We start from the raw sequence: 24,215 nt of genomic DNA, 5'->3' as shown, positions 1-24,215 counted from the left end.
TAGATCGAGCAGGCCCTGTAGGTGCCCGGATTCGATCGTTGCCGTTCTGCGCCGCTGATGTCATCGCCCCACGGTCGGGCCGGGGCACGCGCTCGTCGCGAGAAAACCTGGTAATCAGGCGCTTTCGCGGGTGACGATCCGGTAGCCGACGTCCACCGTGGCCGACTCGATCGCGGTACCGGCCAACCGGGCCAGGAGTAGATCGGCGGCCCTGGTGCCGATTGCATCGATATCGACGCTCACTGTGGTGAGTGCCGGGTTGAGATGCCGCGACATCTCGAAATCGCCGAAACCGGTGATGGCCAGACGATCCGGCACGGCGATCCCACGGCGCTGCGCCGCGAGAACGGCGCCGGTGGCGAGGACATCGGTGGCGAACATGATCGCTGTCGCTTCCGGGAAGCGTTCCAGGGCCGTATCGAGCAGGGCGACACCGGTGTCCATCGAGATATCGTGTTCCGGTAGGTCGACGATGCGGACAGGCTGGTCCGGTAGTAGTTCGCTTACGGCGCGAGTGAATCCGTCCCGGCGCCGGATGGCACGGGCGTCGCCGGAGCCGAAGGTGCCGGCGAACACCAGGGCGCGGTGGCCGCGGTCTACGAGGTGCCGGACCAGATCGCCGGTCGCGGATTCGTTCGAGAAGCCGACCAGTGTATCCATCGGTTCGTCGATCCAGTCCCAGGTTTCGACGACGGGCGCACCGTAGGCGCGTAACAACCGCAGGGTTTCCGGGGTGTGCAGTGTGCCGACGATGAAGAAGCCGTCCGGGCGCCGCTGGATGAAGCCACGCACCAGATCTTCCTCGCGTTCCGGGTGATAATCGGTGTAGCCGACGATCAGCTGGTATCCGGCGGGATTGAGCCGCCCCGCGGCGGCACGCAGCGTATCGGAGAAGATCGAGGTCGAGATGACCGGCAGGATCGCGGCGATGGTGCGGCTGCGGTTCGATGCCAGACTGCTGGCGGCCAGATTCGGCAGATAGCCGGTATCGGCGATGGCGCGCTGTACGCGGCGCCGAGTCTCCTCGGAGACCTGATCGGGGAAACTGAGGGCGCGCGAGACGGTTTGCGCGGAGACTCCGGCCGCCCGCCCGACATCCTGCATGGTGACCGATTTCGTGGACGATTTGGCGCGAACCCGCCGTCGTCGTTCCACTCCGGCCACGCCACCTCCCGAAACGCTGTCCCTGCTGTGTGCGGAGCATACCGCTGCGAGCGATCCGTTTCGTGCGCGGCGTGTTCGCCGATCCGTAGCCGGTCGAAAACAAGCTATTGCGTTACCGCTAACGTTACCGCTAACATTCGTGGCGCAGAACACCATGTGACTACTCGTACAGTGGTCCCGAGGCAGGGAGTAGCAGGATGAATGTGCTGGACGGTATCCGGGTGCTGGATCTGTCGATCGCCATGGCCGGGCCGTTCGCCGCGCAGAAACTGGCAGATCTCGGAGCTGATGTGATCAAGGTGGAGCCGGTGACCGGGGAGTGGCAGCGCCATGTTTCGGCCGGCGGAGCTCGCGGAAACGAGGTCAATGCCTCGTTTCTCTCGCTGAACCGCAATAAGCGTTCGCTATCGATGAATCTCAAGGACCCGGCGGGCCGCGAGCTGCTGTACGAACTGGTGGGCGGTGCGGACGTCTTCCTGCAGAACTACCGCCCCGGCGTGGCAGATCGGCTCGGCGTCGACTACGAAACGCTACGAGCGATCAAGCCCGACCTGGTCTACGTGTCGATGTCCGGTTACGGAACCACCGGGCCGTACGCCGACCGGCCCGGCCAGGACGTCCTTCTCCAGGCGATGAGCGGCGGCTTGGCCAGCGCCCGCCGCCACGGCGAAGCGCCGCGCCCGGCACCGTTCTTCCTTGCCGACGCCATCACCGCCTATTCGGCCTTCGAGGGCGCCATGGCCGCACTGTTCCACCGGGAACGCACCGGCGAAGGTCAGCTGGTGGAGGCGAATATGCTGGATTCGATCATTGCCGCGCAAATGCAGGAGATCAGCGTCGCGACCGTCGGTGGGGTCCGGCAGGAACCGACCGATCAGATCCATGCTCACTCCTATATCCGCGCTCCCTACGGCATTTTCCCCACCTCGGACAGCTATCTCGCGCTGTCTTTCGCGGAAATGGACGCACTGGCGAAGGTATTCGGCGACGACCGGTTTCTGGCCTACGACGCCGAACGCGACGGATTCACCCACCGCGACGAGATATCCGCGCTGGTCACCGAAAACCTCGCAGTGAATACCACTGCGCACTGGCTCGCCGCCCTCGGCGGCGCGGGCGTATGGGTCGGCCCGGTCTACGACTACACCCAGCTCCGCGACGACCCGCAGGTCCGGCACAACAACTCCTTCGTCGAATACGACCACCCGACCGAGGGCACCGTGGTGACCCCCGGTTTCGCCTTCCGCCTGAGCAACCAGACCCAGAAGGTCTACCGGCCGGCGCCGCTGAACGGCCAGCACACCCAGGAAGTGCTGCTGGAGCTGGGCGTGAGCATCGACCGGATCGAGAAACTCGAATCGACCGGCGCCATCCACCGTCACCGGTCTCCCGTCGTCGCGCGCAATTCCTGACGACACATCACCGAAAGATCCCTTCATGAGTACAACCGCCCCACCGATTCAGCAGGCACGCCGCGCAGCAGCGGCGTCCGCGGTCGGCAGTCTCGTCGAGTGGTACGACTTCGCCCTCTACGGCGCGGCCGCGGCCCTCGTCTTCAACAGTTACTTCTTCGTCGACGCCAGTCCCACCACCGGGCTGCTCGCCTCGTTCGCCACCTTCGCTGTCGGCTACTTCGCCCGGCCCTTCGGCGGCGTGGTCTTCGGACACCTCGGCGACAAGATCGGCCGAAAACCGGTCATGATCATCACGCTCGGCATCATGGGCGTGTCGACCGCGCTGATCGGGCTGCTACCCAGCTACCACTCGATCGGACTGGCTGCTCCGGTCCTGCTGGTCCTGCTCCGGATCATCCAGGGACTCGGCGCCGGCGCCGAGTACGCCGGAGCGGTGGTGCTGTCCTCGGAGGCGGCGCCACGCGGGAGCCGCGGGTTCTACGCCTCCTGGTCGGGCGGGGGTGTGTGGCTCGGCTCGGCCCTGGGGCTGGGCACCTTCCAGATCGCGCTCTGGCTGACCGGCGACAACTTCGAGCAGTGGGGCTGGCGAATACCGTTCTTGCTCAGCGTGGTCATGCTGGTGATCAGCCTGTACATCCGGCGCCGCGTCACAGAGACCGAGAGCTTCGAGCAGGCGAAGAAGGACGATACGAAAATCCCGCTGCTGGAGCTGTTCCGGACGGCCAAGGGTCGGCTGGTGCTGAGCCTCGGATCGAACTTCATGCTGTCGGGGTTCTCGTATATCCCCCAGGTCTGGGCGCTGAGCTACCTGACCAACGATATCGGCCTCGCGGCGATGGCCGGGCTCGGTATCAATGCCGTGGTCTTGGTGGCAGGTGCGGCGTTCATGCCGGTGTTCGGCCGGATCGGTGACCGTTTCGGGCGGCGCAGATTGTTCCTGTTCGGCGCCGGCTTCGGCATAGTCTGGGCGTTCCCGATGTTCGCTCTCATCGACACCCGCGTACCCGCGTTGATCATCCTGGCCCTGGTGATCTGCTTCATCGGCGCGGTGGCCACCTGCTATGCCGCGCAGGCGGCGTTCCTGGCGGAAATGTTCCCGCCCGCCATGCGGTACTCGGGAGTCGCCTTCGCCCGGGAGGTGAGTGGCGCTCTGCTGGGTGGTACCACTCCGTTGATCGCGACGGCCATGTTCGCCGGCTTCGGGCACTGGTGGCCGGTGGCGGTGTGGATGGTGATCATGGCGACCGTCGCATTCGTCTCCGTCTATCTCTCCAAGCGCTACCGAAGCGATGCGGATCAGGACAGTGACGACCATTTCAACCATGTGATCACCCATCCGACCGGCACTGTTGTCACAGGAGCGAAGGTATGACCATCCCGCACTTCGAGGACCGGTACTTCGAGGAGTACACGCTGGGGGAGACCGGCACCGGGGGCAGCCGGGTGATCGCTGCCGCCGATATCGCCCGGTTCGCCGATCTCACCGGCGACCATCATCCCGCCCATACCGACCCCGGTTTCGCGGAGCCGAGGTTCGGTAGCGTGATCGCCCACGGCGTCCTCACCTTCGGTGTGGTGGTCGGGCTCACCGTCGAATACAACGGCCGCGCCGTGGCATACGGCTACGACCGCATCCGGTTTCCCCGCCCGGTACTGCCCGGCGACACCGTCCGCGCGACCTCGGAAGTGGTCGACCTCGCCGAGCACCGCAACCCGCGCATCGGACTGGTCACCAAGCAGTACACCGGGGTCGACCAGCGCGGCGACACCGTGCTCGTCTGCAAGCACGTGCTCGCCGTCGACCGCACACCGCATTCCGAGGAGCAGAAGTCATGATCGACACCGCGGCCGTTGAACACATACTCGCCGCAGCCCATCTCGCCCGCCGGCCGTCCCGGCGCGCCACGGCAGCGCAGCGAGCGAGGCAGCTGCGTGCTGTCGCTCGAGGGCTCGACGACGGCGCCGCCGAACTCGCCGAACTCGCCCACCGCGAAACCGCACTGCCGCTCCCACGGCTTCGTAACGAACTGGTGCGCACTGCCTTCCAGGCCCGGCTCTTCGCCGATCGGCTCGAACAGGGCACGTTGTTCGATGTGCGGATCGATCCGGCCGATCCGGATTGGCCGATGGGGCCGCGCCCTGATATCCGGCGTAGCCATGTGCCGATCGGCCCGGTCCTCGTGTTCGCGGCGAGCAACTTCCCGTTTGCCTTCTCCGTTGCCGGAGGCGATACCGTCAGCGCGCTGGCGGCGGGGTGCCCGGTGGTGGTCAAGGCTCATGAGGGCCATCCGGAGCTCTCCCGGGCCACCGCCCGTATCGTCACCGAACGGTTGCGTGGAGCCGGGGCGCCCGACGGCGTATTCGGCCTGATCGAGGGGAAACAGGCGGGCATCACCGCGGTGCTGGACAAGCGGATCCGTGCGGTGGGCTTCACCGGCTCCGAGGCGGGGGGACGCGCCCTGTTCGACCTGGCAGTCTCGCGTCCGGACCCGATACCGTTCTACGGGGAACTCGGCAGCACCAACCCGGTGCTCGTCACCCGGGCCGGGTGGGCACAACGTGCGGACGAAATCGTCACCGGTTTCACCGAATCCGCAACCATGGGAACAGGGCAGTTCTGCACCCAGCCGGGAGTCGTGCTGGTTCCGGACCTGGCCGGGTTCCTGGACCGGATCGCCCTACCCGCCGTGGGACCGATGCTCAATCCGCGGATATCCGACGGATTCGCCGCGGCCCTGGCGGCGGTGGCGAAACATCCGGATGTCGAAACCTCCCGCACCGGGCCGTCGGCACCGGCCGCACCGGCCGCGCATATCCTCACCACCACTGCGCGTGCCGCCCTGGCGGATCCGGCGCTCGTCACCACCGAGATCTTCGGACCGGCGTCGGTACTGGTCGAATACGGTGATCCCGCCCAGGCTCTGGCGGTTCTGGAACTCATCGAGGGCAGCCTGACCGCGACAGTGCAGGGCGGCGATGAGGTGGACGATCAGGCTGCCGCCGCGATCGACCTCCTGACCGAACGGACCGGCCGGATCATCTGGAACCAGTGGCCCACCGGTGTCACGGTGAGCGACGCTCAGCAGCACGGCGGTCCCTGGCCTGCCACCACGGCGCCTGTCTCGACCTCGGTCGGCACCGCCGCCGCACTGCGGTTCGCCCGCCCGGTCGCCTACCAGAACCTGCCCACCGCAGCACTTCCCGTGGAGCTGCGCGGATGACGAGCTGGACCGGACTGACCTGGGACCATCCCCGCGGCTACCGGGCGCTGCGCGCCGCGACCCGGCACCCTGCCGCACCCGCCTGCGATATCCGCTGGGATATCCAGCCACTGGAGGGGTTCGAATCGGCGCCTATCGCCGAGACCGCGCGTCGCTACGACCTCGTAGTACTTGACCATCCGCATATCGGTGAGGCGATCGAGACCGGGGCGCTGCAACCGCTCGATGCGCTCTTCACAGCGGCGGAACTCGCGGCCTGGCGAGCCGCGAGTGTCGGATTGTCGGCCCGGTCCTACGAGATGGCCGGACACTGCTGGGCCTTGCCACTGGACGCCGCGACGCAGGTTTCTGTGCGGTGCGATGCCGGTATCCCCGTTCCACGGACCTGGGCCGAAGCGGTCGAACTGGCCGGTGAAATCCCTGCGGCATTACCGACCTCCGGGCCCCATCTGTTTCTCACCCTGTGCGGTATCGCGGTGGGGGACGGCGCCACACCCGGCGACGGTGACACGTTCCTCACGGAAGCGGAATACGGCGCCGCGATCGATATCCTGCGCCATTTCGTTTCCGACCGGCCGGTCGACGGAAACGACAACCCCATCGCCCTACTGGAGCGGATGTCCGGCGGCGACGGTCCGGACTACTGCCCGCATATCTACGGCTACGTGAACTATGCCCGCCGGCCCCGCCCGCTGTGGTTCGCCGACGCGCCGCGCGGCACAGCCGGCCGCCGCGGATCGGTGTTGGGCGGCACCGGCATCGCAGTCAGCACCCGCTGTGTACCGGACCCGATGCTGCTCGACCATCTGCGCTGGCTCATGATCACCGACACCCAGCGCCGGTTCGTCGTCGCAGAGGAAGGTCAGCCGGCGCACACCGGCGCCTGGGACGACGATGCCGTCAACGCCGGCAGCCACGACTTCTACCGGACGACCCGGGCGACCATCGACGACGCCTGGGTCCGGCCCCGCCACGCGGGCGCCATCGCCTTCCAGAACGCGGGTGCCGCGGCCGTGCGGGCCTGCTTGTTCGACCACCGCGACATCAGCCGACTCACCCGCGAGGTGAACGAGAGCTACGAGCGCAGCCTCGCACCGGCCACGACATCGAGGACCGCATCGTGACCCCCACCTGGCCACCGGCCGCCGACACCCTCCTGCCCGCCGACCACGACCGTGCTGTTCTCGTCGGGCGGGTGATGGGCGCGGAGGGCCCCTGCGTGGTCACGGTGCGCGGCGGTCGCCTGATAGATATCACCGCACGGGTCGCCACGGTGCGCGATCTCGCCGAGTACGACGACCCCGCCGCATTCGTTCGCGACTGTGCCGGCCCGGACCTCGGATCGCTCGCCGAGATCGCCGCCTGCACTCCGGCGGAATCCCGGCGGCCCGAGATTCCCAGGCTCCTCAGCCCGATCGATCTACAACCGATCAAGGCCGCAGGCGTCACCTTCGTGGTCTCCTTGATGGAACGGGTCATCGAGGAACGCTGCCGCGGTGACGCCACCCTGGCCGACCGCGTGCGCGAGCAGATCACCGAGCATGTCGGCACGGATCTGGCTGCGCTGGAACCGGGTTCGGCCGAAACCGCACGGCTCAAGGAACTGCTGGTCGCCGAGGGCTGGTGGAGTCAGTACCTCGAGGTCGGGCTGGGACCCGACGCCGAGATCTTCACCAAATCCGCACCGCTGGCCAGTGTCGGCACCGCCACCGATATCGGTGTGCATCCCCGCTCCACCTGGAACAACCCGGAACCCGAGGTGGTGCTGCTGATCTCGTCTGCCGGCCGTGCTGTCGGCGCCTGCCTCGGCAACGATGTCAACCTGCGTGACTTCGAGGGCAGATCGGCACTGTTGCTGACCGCGGCCAAGGACAACAATGCTTCCGCTGCCGTCGGACCGTTCATCCGGTTGTTCGACAACACCTTCGATCTCGACGCGGTGCGCAAGCTGACCGTGACATTGCGGGTCCGCGGCACCGACGGCTTCACCCTGCGCGCCGAATCGTCGATGGCCGAGATCAGCCGCGACCCGGAAGATCTCATTCGCCAGCTCATGGGCCGTCACCATCAATACCCGGACGGGGTCGTCCTCTTCCTCGGCACCATGTTCGCTCCCGTCCAGGATCGTGCCGAGCCCGGACTCGGCTTCACCCACCATATCGACGATCTGGTCACCATCAGTGCACCTGCTCTGGGCGGCCTGACCAATCGGGTACGCACCAGCGACAACTGCGAACCGTGGCAGTTCGGTACCGCCGACCTGTTCCGCAGCCTGGCCCTCCGGGGCTTTCTCTGACCCGTAACAAGTCATCGGCAGGAAGTAAGTCCTCGGTGCCATATCCTTCGTGTCCCGGGAGCCCGCTCAACCGCATTCGGGTTCGGCGGGCGATCAACGGTGGACGTCGGGCTGTTTGTCATCGACGACTACGCCGGGACGGTATGCGGCGGCACACCCGATCTGCCGGCCGATCCGGGTGAGTAGCCGGCGGGTCAGGTCGGGATCGTCGGTGGTATCCCTGTCGGTGTAGTCGCCCAAGGCATGAATATCGGTGAATCCTGTCGCGCGCCAACGGCTCGGGGACAGGGTGCTCCGACCGGCGACAGCGACAACCGGAACGGGAAATGAGCGGCGGGCCACCACTGTCGGCAGTTTGCCGTTCGCTGTCTGCTCATCGATACGTCCCTCGCCGGTGACCACCAGGTCGCAACCGGGTAGATGACGATCGAACTCGAGCAAATCGAGGAAGTAGTCGGCACCGGACACGATCTCTGCGCCGAGCACCGACGCGGCGAAGCCCATTCCGCCCGCGCTGCCCGCCCCGGCCGCGTTCGCGGCAGCCATCGCCTGCGGATAACCGCTGCGCGCGAACGCTCGCACGAGGTTGTTCAGGCCGGTGTCGAGGAAGCGAACCTCTTCGTCGGTGGCTCCCTTCTGTGGCCCGTACACCGCCGCCGCGCCGTCCGGCCCGAGTAGGGGATTGGTGACATCCCCGGCGACCACGATATCGATCCCGCTGAGCTTCGCGGCCCGCGACGAGTCGATCGTATGGACTTGCCCCAAAGACCGTCCGCACGCGCGCAGCCGGCTTCCCGCCGCGTCGGCGAAGGTGTAGCCGAGCGCGGCGAGCAGTCCCATCCCGCCGTCGGTGCTGGCGCTGCCCCCGAGGGCGAGGACCAGTCGGTGCGGCCGATATCGCATCGCTTGCGAGATGGCCTGCCCCATACCGAGGCTGCTCGCGTCCAGCGGCAGCTTGCGGCCGTTCGGAAGAGTGGTGAGGCCGCAAGTGTCGGCGACCTCGACCACCGCGGTGCCGTGGCCGACGGCGATCCGCCCGTATCTCGGGGTTCCCGCCGCCCCGGCCACCGTCACCGGACGCGGGGTGAATCCGGCCGCGATCGCGGCGTCGACGCTCCCGTCCCCGCCGTCGGCCAGCGGCATCCGGTAACTGTCGACCCCTGCTGCCGCCAAACCCTCCGCCAGCCGGTCGGCCACCTCGGACGCCGAGAGACTTCCCTTGAACTTGTCCGGGGCAACGAGAACTTTCACGCGGTCGACTTCCTGTCAGTGACTGGCCGGGGGATCGAGTTCAGTCCGTGTGTGGCGCCGAGCCGAGTAGTTCGCGGATCCGATTGGCGACTCTGATGAACTCCGGCTGCTCCATGGTCGTGGCGTACTCCCGGTGGGCGGGCAGGTCCACGTCGAGCAGTTCGACGATCCGGCCCGGCCGCGGGCTCATCACGACCACCCGGTTGGCGAGGTAGACCGCTTCGGCCACCGAATGGGTGACCAGCAGGACCGTGGTGCCCGTTTCCCGCCAGATCCTGTGCAGCTCGATATTCATCCGTTCCCGGGTGAGGGCGTCGAGGGCGCCGAACGGTTCGTCCATCAGCAGCACTTCCGGTTCGTGCAGCAGAGCCCGGCACAGTGAAACCCGCTGTTGCATACCGCCGGAGAGCTCGTGCGGCAGAGCGTTTTCGAATCCGCCGAGGCCGGTCATCTCGATGAGGCGCGCGCATTCGGCCTCGGCCGCCCGTTTGTTCAAGCCACGCATCTCGGCTTGGAGCAGGATGTTCTTGCGGACGGTCCGCCATTCGAGCAGTGCCGCGCGCTGAAAGACATAGCCGATATTGCGTTGCGGCCCGCGTACAGCGACACCGCCGAGTTCGACGCTGCCCCCGCTCGGATCGGTGAGGCCGGCGACGACCTTCAGCAGCGTCGATTTGCCGCAGCCGGACGGGCCGACGATCGAAACGAATTCGCCCCGGCCGACCTGTAGTCCGACATCGTGGAGTGCGGTGACCTCGCCGCGTTTGGACGAGAACCGCACGGTCAGGTCATCCACCGCGACGGCGGTATCGGTGCGGGCGAGAGTATCGGTGGGTGTGCTCATATCGTCACCTGCTCCGGTCACGGCTTGCTGGTGGGGGTGAACGTCGATTCCCAGTACTTGGCCGGGGCTTCGGCCTTGTCGAGGAGCTTCGCGCTGCTGAGGACCTCGACGGTGGCGCGCCAATCGGCTTCTGAGTTCGTGCCCGGCGCCTTGCCGGCTGTTTCCGGTGTGGTGAGCAACGGGATGGTCTCCTGCCACTGCTGAAGCAGTACCTCCTGCGGCGGCAGTTGCGGATCCTTACCTTCCATCGCTGCGACCGCGGCCTCCGGTTTCGCGACCGCGGCGGCGAATGCCTCGCTGGTCGCATCCACCATGGCCTGTACGAGCTCGGGGGAGGATTCGATGGTGGCCTGGTTCGCGATCAGGCCGTTGCTGAAGAAGCTCAGGCCTTCGTCGGAATACCGCAGGTAGCGGACCTCGCGGCCACTTTTGTTCGCGATGGTGGGGCCCTGGTCGTGCGCGAATCCGATGAGCCCGTCGACGCGCCCGGAGAGCATCGCCGACATCTTGCCTGCCGAGTCGAGGCTCTGCTGGTTTACCTGATCCGCCGCAACGCCCGCTTTGTCGAGGTAGACCGGGAAGGTCGTGGTCGGCGCGTCGCCCGCGGACACGGCAATGGTCTTACCCGCCAGGTCTGCCGGTGTGTGGATATTCGAATCGGCGAATACCTGCACTGCCGAGGGCGTGGTCTGGAGGAAGACGCCGACGCTCTTGATTTTGACGCCTTTATCGATATTGCTGAGGACGGCCGGGGTATCGGCCCAGCCGAAGTCGGTCTGCTGTGAACCGGTGGCTTGCGCGGTCTTGGTGGAGCCCTGGCCGGCCGAAATGTTCAGATCGATGCCGTGCTTGGCGAATATGCCTTCTTGTACCCCGTAATAGAACGGGGCGTGTTCACCGTAGGGATACCAGTTGAGCATCAGCGACACCGTGGTGGTCTCCCCGCCGGCGCCGGGATCTTTCGCCTCGTTGCCGCTGCCCCCGCAGCCGGTCAATACCAGGAGTGAAGCAGCCGCAGCGGCGGCCATCGTCGTGAGTCTGCGAGTTCCGAATGTCATGCGAGTTCTCCAGCTGTGGCGTGAATGCGGTTGTTCGATGCTTATGCCGCGCCGACGGCCGAGGCCGTGGACCGGCGCGAGGCGTGCCATGGGATGAGGAACTGTTCGGCGATTTCGATGATCGCGAACAGGATGATGCCCAGCAGGGACATGATGATCAGGGCGGCGAACAGCATTGCTGTATCGATATTGCCGTTGGCTTGCAGAATCACGTAGCCGAGCCCTTCGTTCGCACCGACGAATTCACCGACTACGGCGCCGGTGACCGCGAGGGTGGCGGCGATTTTGAGGCCGGACATCAACTGCGGCAGAGATGCCGGAAAACGCACCTTCACGAACGTCTTCCAGTTGCTCGCGCCCATGGTGGAGGTGAGCTCGAGTATTTCGGGATCGACCGAGCGCAGCCCGGCCATACCGGCGATGACGATCGGGAAGAATGCCATCAGCACGGCAACCAGTATCTTGGGGCTGGTGCCGAACCCGAGCCAGACGATGAACAGCGGTGCGATTGCGATCTTGGGGATGACCTGCGCGAAGAGGATGAGCGGGTACATCGTCCGCTCGATACCGCGGGAGTAGATCATCACCAGTGCGACGGCTTCGCCGATCACCGCGGCGATAATGAAGCCGACCACGGTTTCGTAAGTGGTGACCCAGGTGTTCTGGAGCAGATATGCCGAATTGTCGGCGGCGGTGCGCCAGGTATCCGCCGGCGACGGCAGAATGTAGGGCTCGACGAGCTCGAATTCGGTGACGGCCCACCATGCGGCAACGAGCGCCGCCACGAGGGCGAGCGGGCGCCATATGGTCGACCACAGTGTGGATGGGGATGGGAGTTTCCGGCGCCGAGTGCGAACGGGTTGCGTCGCTTTCGGTGCGGAGGAACCGGCCTCGACGGACGTGACTACCGCCATCTGGAGTCCTAAAGCTAGTAGTAAAGCGGGGTTCGCACTACACCCGCTGGGAATGCGCTTTCCGACGCTGAGGAAAAGGCTAGTGTGACCGGACGCACAGTGTCAAGGGTTTCGGGTTGGTGCAGGTCAGACACATCGCACAACGCTGCTGTCGCGCAGGATCACGCGGCCGGGTACGAATTCGTGGACATGAGCGGCCTTCGCGGAGTCGTCCAGTGCCAGCGCGACGGCGCGTTCACCGATCTCGACCAGCGACAGTGCCACCGTCGAAAGACCCGGCACATGGTCGCGCAGCGTCGGGATATCGTCGAACCCGGCAACGCAGACATCATCGGGCACGGTGAGGCCGAGTTCACGCCATGCCGCGACCGCGCCGATCGCCATCACGTCGCTGACGGCGAAAACGCAGGGTGCGGTGCCGCGGGCCTGACCGGGGTGCAGATCCAGCGCGGCGGCGAGGCGGCGAGCGGCGGTGAAACCACCGTCACGGGAGAAGTCGCCCGCGATCTCGACCAGGGGTGTCACTCCCTGCGCCGCGAGCGCCTCGACGAAGCCGTTGCGCCGGTCGACGGCGGTCCTGATATTGCCGGGGCCGCCGATGACGCCGAAATTCCGGTGGCCCTGCTCGAGCAGGGCGGTCGCCAATTGTGCCGAGGCAGCACGATTCTCGGGCTCCACCGCGGCACCGAACGGTAGTGGCTGTCCGATGACGACAACCTTGCCGTTGTTGTCCAGGTATCGCGCGCAGTCCTTCTCGAGGTCGCGGTCGAGGTCGCCGCTCTGCCGGGAACCCGCCAGGATGATCGCGTCGGCGCGATGCGAGATGAAGGTGCTCACGGATTCGCGTTCGATATCGAAATCGCGTTGCGTGCTGGCCAGCAAGACGAGTTTGCCGGCTCTGCGCGCTGCCGCCTGGACGCCCTGCACAATCGAGGAGAAGTAGGGGTCGGCGATATCGTGCACGACGAGTCCGATGAGTCCGGTCGAGGACCGTGCGAGGGCCTGGGCCTGGGCGTTTGCCACATATCCCAATTCGGTGGCGGCGGCGCGAACCCGGTCGGCGACGCCTTCGCCGGGTACCCGGGACGAGCCGTTGAGTACGCGGGAAGCGGTCGCCTGGGAGACGCCCGCCCGGGTCGCGACATCTTGCAATCTCACAGCCGCCATGGCCTCGTGCCTCGTTCTCTCTCGTGCGTCGGGGGTTGACCGGACTTCGCGACTAGCATAGCTTGGAAAGCGCATTCCGACGCTGTCTCGTCCACTCGGCAGGCGCGGCTCCCTCCGCGCTCTCCCACGACCTATCCGCGGTCGTCAGCCACGCAAATCAGAAGAGGCACCAGCCATGCCCGATTCCACTCCACAGCGCACGCTCCGCATCGCCATGAACGGCGTCACCGGTCGCATGGGCTACCGCCAGCACCTGGTGCGATCCATCCTGCCGATCCGCGACGGCGGTGGGCTGCTGCTCCCGGACGGCACCCGCGTCCAGGTGGAGCCGATCCTGGTCGGCCGCAATGCCGCCAAACTCGCCGAACTCGCCGAACAGCACGGGATCGCCGAATGGAGCACAGATGCCGCTGCCGTGATCGCCGATCCGTCGATCGATATCTACTTCGATGCGCAGGTTACTTCCCGCCGCGCCGAGTCGCTGGCCGCAGCGATGAAGGCGGGCAAACATGTCTTCACCGAAAAGCCGACCGCCGAAACGCTGACCGAGGCCGTCGAGCTCGCCACGGTGGCGGCCGACGCCGGCGTCACCGCAGGGGTCGTGCACGACAAGCTCTACCTACCCGGTCTGGTGAAACTGCGCAGGCTCGTCGAAGAAGGCTTCTTCGGCCGGATCCTCTCGCTGCGTGGCGAATTCGGCTACTGGGTGTTCGAGGGCGACGGCCAGCCCGCCCAGCGGCCCAGCTGGAACTACCGCGCCGAAGACGGCGGCGGCATCGTCGTCGATATGTTCTGTCACTGGAACTACGTACTCGAGGCCCTGCTCGGCAAGGTCGGGGCGGTCACCGCGAAGGCGGCAACCCACATCCCCACGCGATGGGACGAACAGGGCGAGCCGTATCCGGCCACCGCCGACGATGCCGCATACGGGATCTTCGAGATGGAAAACGGCGTGATCGCACAGATCAACTCGTCGTGGGCGGTGCGCGTGTACCGAGATGAGCTCGTCGAGTTCCAAATCGACGGAACACACGGCTCCGCCGTAGCCGGCCTGCGCACATGTGTTGCCCAGCATCGCTCGCACACACCGAAACCGGTGTGGAACCCGGATCTCCCGGTCACCGAGCCGTTCCGTGACCAATGGCTGGAAGTGCCGGCCAACGCCGATCTGGACAACGGCTTCAAGCTGCAGTGGGAGGAGTTCCTCACCGACGTGGTGCGCGGCCGGCCGCACCGCTACGGGATGCTCTCTGCCGCGCGTGGGGTGCAGTTGGCCGAACTGGGACTGCGCAGCTCCGCCGAAGGCCGCCGGATGGAGATCCCGGAGGTGACGCTGTGACCGCGGCGTCCACGGGTGTGACGGTCCTGCTGCCCGTAGGCACCCGGCTCGAACCGTACATTCTCGGTGCGCCGGGCGTGTGGACGCAGCCGGCCCGCCCGATCACCTCCCGTGTGGCCTACGCTGCCGCGCACGTCATTCCACGCGCCACGGCCGCCAACACGCCAGGGGAGCCCGCAGCCATCGATTGGGACGCGACGCTGGCCTACCGGCATGAACTATGGTCCTACGGACTCGGCGTCGCCGACGCCATGGACACCGCACAGCGCGGAATGGGCCTCGACTGGCAGGCGACAGCGGAATTGATCCGGCGATCCGGCGCCGAGGCAGCCTCGGCCGGTGGCAGGCTGGCCTGCGGAGCCGGAACCGATCAGCTCGACCTCGCCGGGTTGCCCTCCGGACCGGCCGGACTCGCCGCGATCGTCGACGCCTATCGTGAACAGATCGACGTGGTCACCGACGCCGGAGCTCAGGTGATCCTGATGGCGTCACGGGCACTCGCCCAGGTCGCCCGCTCGGCGGCCGACTACCTATCCGTCTACGAGAAGGTGCTGGCCGGTGTGGACCGGCCGGTGATCCTGCACTGGCTCGGCACCATGTTCGATCCCGCGCTGCGGGGATACTGGGGTAGCCCCGATATCGGTGCCGCCACCGAAACATTCCGAACACTCATCGAGAACAACCGATCCAAGATCGACGGAGTCAAGGTCTCACTGCTCGACGCGGCACACGAGATCGCACTTCGCCGCGCGCTGCCGGACGGTGTGCGGTTGTACACGGGCGACGATTTCAACTATCCGGAGCTGATCATCGGCGATTCGCACGGGCATTCGGATGCGCTACTGGGTATCTTTGCGGCGATCTATCCCGCCGCGTCCACCGCGCTACAGGAACTCGACAACGGCAATGTGACACGAGCGTCGGATATCCTCGGCGCCACACAGGCCCTCGGGCGTCACATCTTCGCCGCACCGACGTATTACTACAAGACCGGCATCGCGTTCTTGTCATGGCTCAACAACAAACAATCGGGCTTCTCGATGGTGGGCGGGCTGTCCACCGGCCGATCCGTGACTCACCTGGCCGAATTGTTCCGGCTCGCAGACAAAGCGGGGCTCCTGTCGGACCCGGAACTGGCCGCGCACCGCATGCGGGTCTACCTGGAACTGAACGGATTGACATCATGACATCTGTTGCAGCACAGCATCTCCCGTTCGATCTGGACGATCCGTACCGGTCGCTGTCGCTGAATACGGCCACCACGAAGCGGTGGACCCTGGCAGAGGCGGTGGACGGTGCCGCCCGTGCAGGGCTCGGCGCGATCGGGCTGTGGCGCGACCGGGTCGACGAGATCGGTGCCGACACCGCCGCCAAAATCGTCCGCGATGCCGGCTTGCGCGTCTCCAGTCTGTGCCGCGGCGGCTTCCTGACCCAGCCGGACGACCGGCAGACGGCGCTCGACGACAATCGCCGCGCCATCGACGACGCAGCGACACTGGGCACGCAGGAACTGGTGATGGTGGTGGGCGGTATGCCCGACCGCAAACTCGCCGCCGCGCGGGCGCGAGTGGACGAGCGTCTCGCGCAACTGGCGCCGTACGCGGCCGAGCGCGGCATCCGCCTCGCCCTCGAACCGCTGCACCCCATGTTCTGCGCCGACCGGGCAGTGATCTCCACGCTGGCACAGGCATTGACGATGGCGCAGCCCTATCCGGCGGAGACCGTAGGAGTCGTGGTCGACACCTTCCATATCTGGTGGGATCCGGCCCTCGAAGCACAGATCGCAGAGGCCGGTGCCGCCGGGCGGATCAGCTCATACCAGGTATGTGACTGGTTGAACCCGATGACCGCCGACCCGCTGCTGTCCCGCGGGATGATGGGCGACGGCGTCATCGACTTCACGACCATCGGCCGGTGGGTTCGCGCCGCTGGTTACCGCGGCGACGTAGAAGTAGAAATCTTCAATGCCGACATTTGGGCCGGTGACGGCCGAGAAGTAATCGAGACAATGAAGCAGCGCTACCGCGACCTGGTCCTTCCCGCCCTCGTGGGCTGAGCGGGACAGGAAAGTGCGCGGCAGAGCGTTCCGCATCTGCCGCGCACCACGCAGCGATTGCCGCCGGACCAGCGCGGATTCGCAGCCGACCAGCCTATGCGTTGTTCTTCGTCATGGTCACCACAACCGTCGAATCGGACGGAACAACAGTCCCAGGTCCCGGTTCGACCGACTGAACTGTCCAGTTGGCGCGCAGCAACACCACATCCTTACCGGGGGTGGCAGACGCATACTGCACGTTGGTGAATCCGAGATCTTCGAGTCGTTCGGCGGCGATCTCGCCGTTCGTGCCCGCAAGGTCCGGCACGGTCAGGTCCATCACCGGCACGTCGGTGCCGGCCGGGGCCGCGGGCTTCAGGAACGCGGGTGTCGTGGCAGCAGGTGTAGAAGCAATCGGCACCATCGTGTTCTCGGTGGAATCCTCCTTGCCTCCTCCGAGCGCGTTACCGATCATGCCGATCACCAGGAGCGCGCCGACTACAGCGGACACGATCACCCACTTCGGTGTCGTCTTCTTCGGTGGTGGTGGCGGGTAGGCGCCGTACGACTGCTGCGGATAGTGCGGATTGGCCACGGTATTTCCCTTCGGACATTGGTCGATGTGGGCGCAGTTCGATCCCGGCCGATTGATATCGCCGAGCAATGTGGCCTGTTACACAGTTTTGGGTGTATCTAACTTGGGAATTTTCCTGAGTCCCGGGGCGTACTCGGTGATCGCCCACGGGGTTGTCTATGTCGTAGCCAAGGCGCCCACTCCGTCGCCATCCAGCGTTCGACGGTCTTCTCGTCGCCGGTGCCGGCTGCAGCGACATGCGGTAATGAGCCGGGCCCAGTCGGTCGAACGGTGTCGGGGAGGCTGCTGCTCGGCATCGAAACCCCAGGGGTGGCCGGGCCGGCGTGCCCTTCAGCATTCGGATCCGGCGCCCGCGTCCCAATGTGCTGCCGGGCGAACTGCCCGTCCTGAATCATCGCTGCTCTCAAGCGGTAACAGAACGAATGCCCCCTGTTGTGCAACTGTCGGTGGTGAAAAAGTGATCCGCAGGGGATGGACCTCGGGTGTGACAATTTATGCCGTCTGACCTGCCGATTAGTAGTCACTAACGACTCTGGGGTAATCTCATCGGGCGCCCTGAGGGGCGCGGCGGGCTGTGGCGCAGTTTGGTAGCGCACTTGACTGGGGGTCAAGTGGTCGCAGGTTCAAATCCTGTCAGCCCGACAATCAGAAAACCCCTCCTGACCAGCTCAGGAGGGGTTTTCTGTGTCATCCGACCACCCGGAGGGCGGGACCAGAACGGGACCGCAGGTGCTTGGAGAGCTTGTCCCCGGCGCCGGTGATCTCCTTTTGATCCGGGTGTAGATATCGCTCGGCGGTCCGGCTGTCGGCATGCCCGGCGATCTTCTGGAGCACGTGCAGGCTCACCTCGGCATCGGCCATCCACGTCGGACCGGTATGCCGGAGATCGTGCCGCCGCAGATGCTCATACCCGAGTGCTGCAACGACCTCATCCCAATGCGTAGTGTCCCGCGGGACACTGGTAGCAATCCGCCCACCCCGTGGTCCACGGAACAGACGCGCATCGGGTTTGCCCCGTCCGACCGCATCGAGCCGGTCCGAGACGAGTTGCCGAACTTCTTCCACCAGCGGGACAGGCCGGGCACGGTTGCCCTTGGTGCCTTTGTCCGCCATGCCGCCGGCGAGGGGGTTGTCTGACGACGCACTCGCCACGTCCACGTATCGGTGTCGATATCGCCGACACGGCAGCCGGCGACCTCGCCGATTCTGGATGCCGTGCACGCAGCGAAGATCACCACGTCACCCCATCCGCGGTACCGATCAGCCGAACGCTGAACGAGCGCATCAGCAAGCGTTGCCAGGGCTGTACAGTTCGGGAGTGTGAGGGCCCGCGGGTCGTCGAGCTCGTCCTCGATCTGCTGGTACAGCTTCTGCCAGCCACGTACGCGAGGCGGATTGGTCTCTCGAAGCCCGTCCCGTACTGCTTGTTCCATCACGCGAACCAGCACGGCACGCTATATTCTCCGCCCGTCGAGTTGCAGCGTCAGAAAGTGGCGTTCACGGCGATCACGCTACACCGACCTTGGCGCAATACTCTTGCCACTCTCGACCCTCGAGGCGTGCTCTATTCGCTACCTGTTCCTCTGTCAGTTTCGCTCTCTGTCCATCACTGGTCAGGCAGCCATCTGTTGCGTGCGGCATGAACCAGTCAAAGTTATTTGTGGGCACGATAGCAGGAGTCATGCCGGTAACGGCAGATACTTTAAATGGTTTGCTATCGTCATCTATGGTCAGAACGCCTGGCCCGTTGGAGCCTATATATTCAACCCGGAAAGCGAAGTGGCAAAAACCGCTGCCTGCTTCAACCATTATCTGCAAGACGGTAGTTTCGCCGTCCACCAGTTCGATCATGCTGCCGTTGCCGAAGTAGTCGGGTTGGTCGACAGGCTCCGAGTTGTCAAACCCCGTCCGATTCAACACCGGGCTCGGTGCGTCGATTGTTGTCATGAAAACCAGCCCATCTATGCCGCCTTGTCCGCCATTGTCAACGAATCCCCAGCCTTCACCTAGTGGTTCGGAACAACCACTCCCCACCAGGACAGGAGCTATCCGAGTCACCGTCACTGGCTTGCTGCGACTCGTTTCGAGCGTGATTTGAATGACCGTCTCGGACAGGTACACCCCGCCCCGAGCCATGATTTCCTCTGCGTCGAGCGCGAGTTGTCCTTCCGGCGGTGACAGATCCGCATCCGGGGGGACCGCGAACGTCGCATACAACTCGAACGCTGGGTTCACATCTACGACTCGGATATCGTCCCCGAGCCGTTCGAGCCCCTGCGTAAGATACTTCTCGACCATCGTGGCGCTCCAGGTGGCGACCGCCCCGACGACGATCACTGCCAGCCATGCGATCGGTTTCCGGACTCCCTGCGCAAGGAAGGCTTTCGTTCGTTGCCAGCGTGAAGGGGGCTGCTGCTCTGGCTGTTCTTCAGGCGGTTCCTCTGCGCGGGGTGCCGGTCTCGGTGTGATCCGGTGGGGCTGCCGCCTGGCCCTGTCGGGGCGTGTTTGCGCGCTCAACGCCCGCGACCTCCCTGCTGTGAAGGTCCGCCGAAACCGCTGAATGGACAAGCCGCGCATAGTGTCTCGAAGCAGCTGGTGTCGTGTCCGCTGATCACGCCACGATGCTACGCGCTAGAGGTCGTGTAAGCCTGAGGATCCTGTCGATCCCATACTGAAGGGCGCGTGGACCGGGTGATGGATGCGCTCGGGGTTGGCGGTATGTGGTGCCGGGAGCAATCCCATCCCGACGGAGGTGCGGAGCCCGTACGTTACCGGCCAGCAGAGCGGATGCAGACGGGAAGGGTAGCGTTGCAAGACAGCGAGAGAGCCGACGATGACCCGCCGACGATGACCCGCCGACGATGACCGGCCACATGTCACTATCGGCCAAGCCAAGACGGCACTCCTACGCCTATTCGGAATACCGGAAGACATGGCGGGAGCGACGCCGGAGGTTTTCGCTGGTTGGCTCCACGAAGTGGACGAGATTGCATTGAACCTGCGAGGACGGGAAACGTCCGCAGTGATGCTGCCTGACGGTGTAGGCGGAACTCTGACCGTGGGCAGGAACGCTCTTGTAACGCTACTATTTCAACTCCGCAGACAATTGCGTGCCGGGTTGAGCAAGTCCACCACCGACCGCGAACTATCCATCATCCGGGAGGGCGTTGAGGAGAATGTCAGCGATCCCGACGCGCGCCGGAAGCCTGAAGACCTTATTGCGCAGCACACCGCTGTTGGGCGGGCTGCTGATTCCGAGCAGGCGCGTGATGCTGCTTTCGATATGGAAATGCGGAAGGGTATTAAGGACCTGAAGGAGCGCCGTTGGAAGATGTGGTGGTCGCTCCTTCAGCGTGAACCGATCGCGGTCTTGGTGGGTGCGTTCCTGCTGGTCGGGTTCAGTGTGATGTTAGTGGTGGCGATGTTCACGCACACCGACATCCCCGAGGTCATGCTGAACATGGTGCTGTTGATCCTGGGGTTCTTCATTGTGCGCCTCTCCGGTCAGGTCGCCGGCGGCCTATTGGTGCTTATTCCCTTGATGTTTCCGCATTACTGTCTGGTTTGGAGGCAGATCAGGGTCTCAGCAGAATGCCCGGCGTATCTCCCTCGTCGAGTTGCGCCGGGCATTCCGGTCATTCATTGGAGAGTTGGGGCCACGTTGCCATCGTGTGCGGATTCAAGGTCGCGGGCCAGGTCGACGAACAGCGGCCATGGATGCGAAGTTTCGAATCCATGGCGGTCATGTGGCTTCGAGGACCTCGTCGCTGTTGGTTTCCGTTTGTCTCGTTGCGGTGCGGTCGGCGACGACCCGGGCGAGCTGCATGATCGCTAGGGCGGCGATCAAGGTGGGGATGATGGTCAAGGTGAAGATGGCGACAGGCGCGAGTCCGATGCTGATGAAGAGTCCGCCCAGCGTGGGGCCGAGTATGGACCCGATCCGTCCGATGCCGTAGGCCCAGCCGACACCGGTGGCGCGAGCGGTGGTGGGGTAGGTCGCGGCCGCGACGGCACTGATGCCGGTCTGCGATCCCGATACGCCGACACCGATCAGGAACACTGCGATCAGCATTACCGGAACGATCTCGAACGTCAGAGCCGTGATGCCGATGAAGACGGCGCCGATTACATAGGCCGTGGCGATCGTGCCGAACGGGCGGGCGCGTTTGTCGGAGAGTCGGCCGATCACAATTCCGCCGACGACGCCGCCGAGGTTGAACAGGGAGGTGGCGATCAGTGCCGTGGATGCCGATAGGCCGGCCTGGCCGAACAGCGACGGCATCCAGCTCAGGACGAAGTAGATGACGAGCTGGTTCATGAAGAAGATAGCCCACAGGATGAGCGTGGTTCTGCCATCGGCGAACAACGAGAGAAGCGAAGGCTTCTCGGTTGTCGTCCCGGGGAGCTCTGGAACGCTGCCCGCCGGTATCGACGGGTTGATCCGGCGAACGGTTTCGGTTGCCTTCTCGGTTTTGCCCGCCACTGTCAGGTAGCGCACCGATTCGGGTAGGTGGCGGTAGGCGAATGCGGCGATGGCCAGCGGGATCACCCGCCGATGACGAAAAGGGCACGCCATCCGAGTGCCGGGATCAACCAGGCGGCGATGAAACCGCCGGCGAAGCCGCCGACCGAAAATGCGCAGACCACGATGGTTACCACGGTGGTGCGGAGCCGGGCCGGGGCGTATTCCGCGGCGAGGGCGATCAGGTTGGGAGTGATTCCGCCGAGTCCGAGTCCGGTGAGGAAACGGAGCGCCATGAGGGTTTCCACCGATTGCGCCTGTGAGGTTGCCAGGGTCAGGACGCCGAACCTGATAGTGCAGCCGATGATGACACCGCGTCGTCCGATGCGGTCCGAAACCGGACCGAATATCATCCCGCCGAGCATCATGCCGATCAGCCCGAGTGAGAAGACCGGGGCGAACGACGACACCGCCGGCGGGCCAGCATCGCATGCACCCCGGAGGAGCCGTAAGCGCTGCCGGAACTGGTATGGATATCGCCGATCTCGGCCGGCAACGCCTCGTCCGCGACCTCCCGTACCGAGGGCTGTTCCGAACGTTTGCACCACCAGTAATAGGTCGACGAAGTGATCCGGCCTTGGATCGGGACGTGGCAGACGGTTGCGCGCCCGATACGGAAACATTCATACCGATCTTGCACCGCAAGCAAGATCACGACGTCGAAATTGCCGATACGACTATCTTCCGAACCGCACCGATGCCGGCATCCACCGATGTGCGACGTCATAAATCACCGATGTAACCACTGGGCGGCCGGTTGCGGTGATGGCGGTAACCGTGCTCGGATACCCCGAGCACGCGACAGGCGGTGTGGATGCTGATGTTCGCCCGGTCGAGGTCGTGATAGCCGGGAACCGGCTTTCGGGCCGATCGTGGTGTCCTCGAGTGTCGGGCTGCCTGCCGCATCGCGCGAAGTTCTACTTCGAGTTGCTTGATCCGGGCCAGCGCATCGCACAGTTGCGCCGACTCGACCGTGGTCATGCCCGGCGCCCGGTCACGGTCCACGAGGGCCCGCTGCCCCATAGGTAGATATGAGCTGGATCACTATTGAGGTTGACCTCGGGTCAGGGTGAAAGCTCGGCACAGCGGCACGACGCCGACTTGGACGTACCAGATTCGAGGAGCAACCATCATGTCCATCACCTCTTCCGGCCAGGAAAAGAACACCCTGCGGACGGCTTCTGCACCAGCAGCTTCCATCGGGTCGGATCGCCCAGAACTGCAGCAGATGATCGAGGAGATCGTCGATTCCGGCGTGACCGGGATTACGCTGCGCGTGCGCGACGAGCGGGGCGAGTGGGTCGGCAGCGCCGGGGTGGCCGAGCTCGGCGGAACCGCGAAGCCGCCGGTCGACGGGCATGTGCGGATCGGCAGCAACACCAAGACATTCACCGCGACCCTGGTCTTGCAATTGGTGGCAGAGGGTAAGATCGCGTTGGACACCCCGGCGGTGGGTTACCTGCCGGAGTTCGCGCTGGACGAGTGTGTCACGGTGCGAATGCTGTTGCAGCACACCAGCGGAGTATTCAACTTCACGGGCGAGGTATACGACGACGGGACGATCGTGCACGGGGTTCCCGTTCCCTTCGGCACCACGGCCGAAGAGTGGGTGGACAACCGGTTCCGGACCTACCGGCCGCAGGAGCTCGTGGAGTTGGCGCTGTCCCGGCCGGCGCGGTTCGAGCCGGGCACGGGCTGGAGCTATTCCAACACCAACTATGTGCTGGCCCGGCTGCTGATCGAGAAGGTCACCGGCAACTCACTCGTCGAGGAGATGCAGCGTCGGATTCTGGCGCCGCTCGGACTGGCGGGCACCGTAGTGCCGGACGACTCATCGGAGATCCCCGAGCCGCACGCTCACTCCTACTACCGGTACGAGGACGACGGCGAGCAGCAGACGATCGACGTCACCCGCTACAACCCCTCCTGGGTCTGCACCGGCGGTGACATGATCTCGACCACTGAGGACCTGAGCACCTTCATCGCCGCACTGAACCGTGGCGAGCTCCTGCCGTCCGAGCTGCTGGATGAAATGCGCACACCGCACCCGACCGGCATCCCGAACATGGATTACGGCCTGGGTGTGTTCGTGGTGACCACGGCTCACGGCCGCACCCTCATCTCCCACAACGGCAGCAACGTGGCCGCCGCGGCGCTCATGTACAGCACGCCAGACGGTGGCAAGACCCTTACCGCGGCGCTGAACTATGTGGACGACGCCGACATGTCCATCGCAAAATCATTCCGGAACGCCCAGCAACGGCTCGTCGACGAAGTGTTCGGCGGCGGGCATACCGAACCGGCTCAGCCGACGGACTGAACACCTGATCGGTACACGCGCTCATGCTCGGCGATGGTTTGCGCAGTCGCCGAGCATGAGCACAGACAGGACGG

At 65.2% G+C, this 24,215-nt stretch carries 23 protein-coding genes and 1 tRNA gene; 12 read left to right on the top strand and 12 right to left on the bottom strand.

Annotation, left to right across the window (positions count from 1 at the left end; translation table 11 throughout):
- Positions 1–114: 114 nt before the first annotated feature.
- Positions 115–1,155: a LacI family DNA-binding transcriptional regulator gene (locus NS6_RS03660; protein WP_210746598.1), complete on the bottom strand. Its 1,041-nt coding sequence runs from the start codon at positions 1,153–1,155 to the stop codon at positions 115–117.
- A gap of 206 nt (positions 1,156–1,361) precedes the next feature.
- Here NS6_RS03660 and NS6_RS03655 point away from each other — a divergent pair, with 206 nt between their 5' ends.
- From NS6_RS03655 to NS6_RS03630, 6 genes are read left to right on the top strand one after another with little or no spacing between them, the layout of a single operon-like run.
- On the top strand, positions 1,362–2,576 hold the full coding sequence (locus tag NS6_RS03655) for a CaiB/BaiF CoA transferase family protein (protein WP_068036377.1): 1,215 nt from the start codon (positions 1,362–1,364) through the stop codon (positions 2,574–2,576).
- 25 nt (positions 2,577–2,601) lie between these two features.
- Positions 2,602–3,951 carry an MFS transporter gene (locus NS6_RS03650; protein WP_068036375.1) on the top strand — a complete coding sequence of 450 codons (1,350 nt, stop codon included), beginning with the start codon at positions 2,602–2,604 and terminating at the stop codon, positions 3,949–3,951.
- Positions 3,948–4,415 carry a MaoC family dehydratase gene (locus NS6_RS03645; protein ID WP_068036373.1) on the top strand — a complete coding sequence of 156 codons (468 nt, stop codon included), beginning with the start codon at positions 3,948–3,950 and terminating at the stop codon, positions 4,413–4,415. Before NS6_RS03650 ends, NS6_RS03645 begins: the two co-directional genes overlap by 4 nt.
- Entirely contained in the window at positions 4,412–5,800 is a 1,389-nt protein-coding gene (locus NS6_RS03640) for an aldehyde dehydrogenase (NADP(+)) (protein ID WP_068036371.1), read from the top strand. The genes NS6_RS03645 and NS6_RS03640 overlap by 4 nt, the downstream gene beginning before the upstream one ends.
- Positions 5,797–6,924: an extracellular solute-binding protein gene (locus tag NS6_RS03635; protein ID WP_068036366.1), complete on the top strand. Its 1,128-nt coding sequence runs from the start codon at positions 5,797–5,799 to the stop codon at positions 6,922–6,924. The genes NS6_RS03640 and NS6_RS03635 overlap by 4 nt, the downstream gene beginning before the upstream one ends.
- Complete coding sequence (locus NS6_RS03630) at positions 6,921–8,096, top strand: fumarylacetoacetate hydrolase family protein (protein ID WP_068036364.1); 1,176 nt, start codon at positions 6,921–6,923, stop codon at positions 8,094–8,096. The genes NS6_RS03635 and NS6_RS03630 overlap by 4 nt, the downstream gene beginning before the upstream one ends.
- Positions 8,097–8,189: 93 nt before the next feature.
- Here NS6_RS03630 and NS6_RS03625 read toward each other — a convergent pair whose 3' ends face one another.
- From NS6_RS03625 to NS6_RS03605, 5 genes are all read right to left on the bottom strand, one after another.
- Entirely contained in the window at positions 8,190–9,347 is a 1,158-nt protein-coding gene (locus NS6_RS03625) for a glycerate kinase (protein ID WP_068036362.1), read from the bottom strand.
- 40 nt (positions 9,348–9,387) lie between these two features.
- Positions 9,388–10,191, bottom strand: a complete 804-nt coding sequence (locus NS6_RS03620; protein ID WP_068037827.1) for an ABC transporter ATP-binding protein — start codon at positions 10,189–10,191, stop codon at positions 9,388–9,390.
- Positions 10,192–10,208: 17 nt separating this feature from the next.
- Positions 10,209–11,249: an ABC transporter substrate-binding protein gene (locus NS6_RS03615; protein WP_084470586.1), complete on the bottom strand. Its 1,041-nt coding sequence runs from the start codon at positions 11,247–11,249 to the stop codon at positions 10,209–10,211.
- A gap of 41 nt (positions 11,250–11,290) precedes the next feature.
- Positions 11,291–12,163 (bottom strand): ABC transporter permease, encoded by an 873-nt coding sequence (locus tag NS6_RS03610; protein WP_068036360.1) that lies wholly within the window; start codon positions 12,161–12,163, stop codon positions 11,291–11,293.
- 126 nt (positions 12,164–12,289) lie between these two features.
- The gene (locus tag NS6_RS03605; protein ID WP_068036358.1) at positions 12,290–13,330 is read right to left on the bottom strand and encodes a LacI family DNA-binding transcriptional regulator; all 1,041 of its coding nucleotides are present in this window, start codon (positions 13,328–13,330) and stop codon (positions 12,290–12,292) included.
- A 175-nt stretch (positions 13,331–13,505) separates the two neighbouring features.
- Here NS6_RS03605 and NS6_RS03600 point away from each other — a divergent pair, with 175 nt between their 5' ends.
- The 3 genes from NS6_RS03600 to NS6_RS03590 are packed head-to-tail and all read left to right on the top strand — an operon-like array spanning position 13,506 to position 16,725.
- Positions 13,506–14,669, top strand: a complete 1,164-nt coding sequence (locus NS6_RS03600; protein WP_068036356.1) for a Gfo/Idh/MocA family protein — start codon at positions 13,506–13,508, stop codon at positions 14,667–14,669.
- On the top strand, positions 14,666–15,856 hold the full coding sequence (locus tag NS6_RS03595) for a dihydrodipicolinate synthase family protein (protein WP_068036354.1): 1,191 nt from the start codon (positions 14,666–14,668) through the stop codon (positions 15,854–15,856). The genes NS6_RS03600 and NS6_RS03595 overlap by 4 nt, the downstream gene beginning before the upstream one ends.
- Complete coding sequence (locus NS6_RS03590; RefSeq protein WP_068036352.1) at positions 15,853–16,725, top strand: sugar phosphate isomerase/epimerase family protein; 873 nt, start codon at positions 15,853–15,855, stop codon at positions 16,723–16,725. The genes NS6_RS03595 and NS6_RS03590 overlap by 4 nt, the downstream gene beginning before the upstream one ends.
- 94 nt (positions 16,726–16,819) lie before the next feature.
- On the opposite strand, the gene NS6_RS03585 is transcribed toward NS6_RS03590, so the two are convergent.
- Positions 16,820–17,299 carry a PASTA domain-containing protein gene (locus NS6_RS03585; RefSeq protein ID WP_068036350.1) on the bottom strand — a complete coding sequence of 160 codons (480 nt, stop codon included), beginning with the start codon at positions 17,297–17,299 and terminating at the stop codon, positions 16,820–16,822.
- A gap of 568 nt (positions 17,300–17,867) precedes the next feature.
- On the opposite strand from NS6_RS03585, the gene NS6_RS03580 reads away from it, so the two are divergent.
- Positions 17,868–17,941, top strand: a tRNA-Pro gene (locus NS6_RS03580).
- A gap of 45 nt (positions 17,942–17,986) precedes the next feature.
- Here NS6_RS03580 and NS6_RS35610 read toward each other — a convergent pair.
- Together NS6_RS35610 and NS6_RS03570 are read right to left on the bottom strand one after the other, a co-directional pair.
- Positions 17,987–18,457: a tyrosine-type recombinase/integrase gene (locus NS6_RS35610; RefSeq protein ID WP_068036348.1), complete on the bottom strand. Its 471-nt coding sequence runs from the start codon at positions 18,455–18,457 to the stop codon at positions 17,987–17,989.
- A 348-nt stretch (positions 18,458–18,805) separates the two neighbouring features.
- Positions 18,806–19,636: a hypothetical protein gene (locus NS6_RS03570; protein ID WP_068036346.1), complete on the bottom strand. Its 831-nt coding sequence runs from the start codon at positions 19,634–19,636 to the stop codon at positions 18,806–18,808.
- Positions 19,637–20,276: 640 nt separating this feature from the next.
- Between NS6_RS03570 and NS6_RS34520 the strand changes: the two genes are divergently transcribed.
- Positions 20,277–21,134 (top strand): hypothetical protein, encoded by an 858-nt coding sequence (locus NS6_RS34520; protein WP_168443392.1) that lies wholly within the window; start codon positions 20,277–20,279, stop codon positions 21,132–21,134.
- On the opposite strand, the gene NS6_RS03565 is transcribed toward NS6_RS34520, so the two are convergent.
- From NS6_RS03565 to NS6_RS03550, 3 genes are all read right to left on the bottom strand, one after another.
- Positions 21,042–21,848 (bottom strand): MFS transporter, encoded by an 807-nt coding sequence (locus NS6_RS03565; protein WP_068036344.1) that lies wholly within the window; start codon positions 21,846–21,848, stop codon positions 21,042–21,044. The genes NS6_RS34520 and NS6_RS03565 overlap by 93 nt on opposite strands.
- Positions 21,845–22,231 (bottom strand): MFS transporter, encoded by a 387-nt coding sequence (locus NS6_RS35115; RefSeq protein ID WP_068036342.1) that lies wholly within the window; start codon positions 22,229–22,231, stop codon positions 21,845–21,847. Before NS6_RS35115 ends, NS6_RS03565 begins: the two co-directional genes overlap by 4 nt.
- Before the next feature lie 313 nt (positions 22,232–22,544).
- The gene (locus NS6_RS03550) at positions 22,545–22,844 is read right to left on the bottom strand and encodes a hypothetical protein (protein WP_157112607.1); all 300 of its coding nucleotides are present in this window, start codon (positions 22,842–22,844) and stop codon (positions 22,545–22,547) included.
- Positions 22,845–22,953: 109 nt separating this feature from the next.
- Here NS6_RS03550 and NS6_RS03545 point away from each other — a divergent pair, with 109 nt between their 5' ends.
- Complete coding sequence (locus NS6_RS03545) at positions 22,954–24,141, top strand: serine hydrolase domain-containing protein (RefSeq protein ID WP_068036337.1); 1,188 nt, start codon at positions 22,954–22,956, stop codon at positions 24,139–24,141.
- The last annotated feature ends 74 nt before the right edge of the window (positions 24,142–24,215 follow it).

The organism is Nocardia speluncae NBRC 108251 (assembly GCF_001613245.1).
Taxonomy (GTDB): domain Bacteria; phylum Actinomycetota; class Actinomycetes; order Mycobacteriales; family Mycobacteriaceae; genus Nocardia; species Nocardia speluncae.
This window is presented reverse-complemented; position numbering and strand designations above follow the sequence as displayed.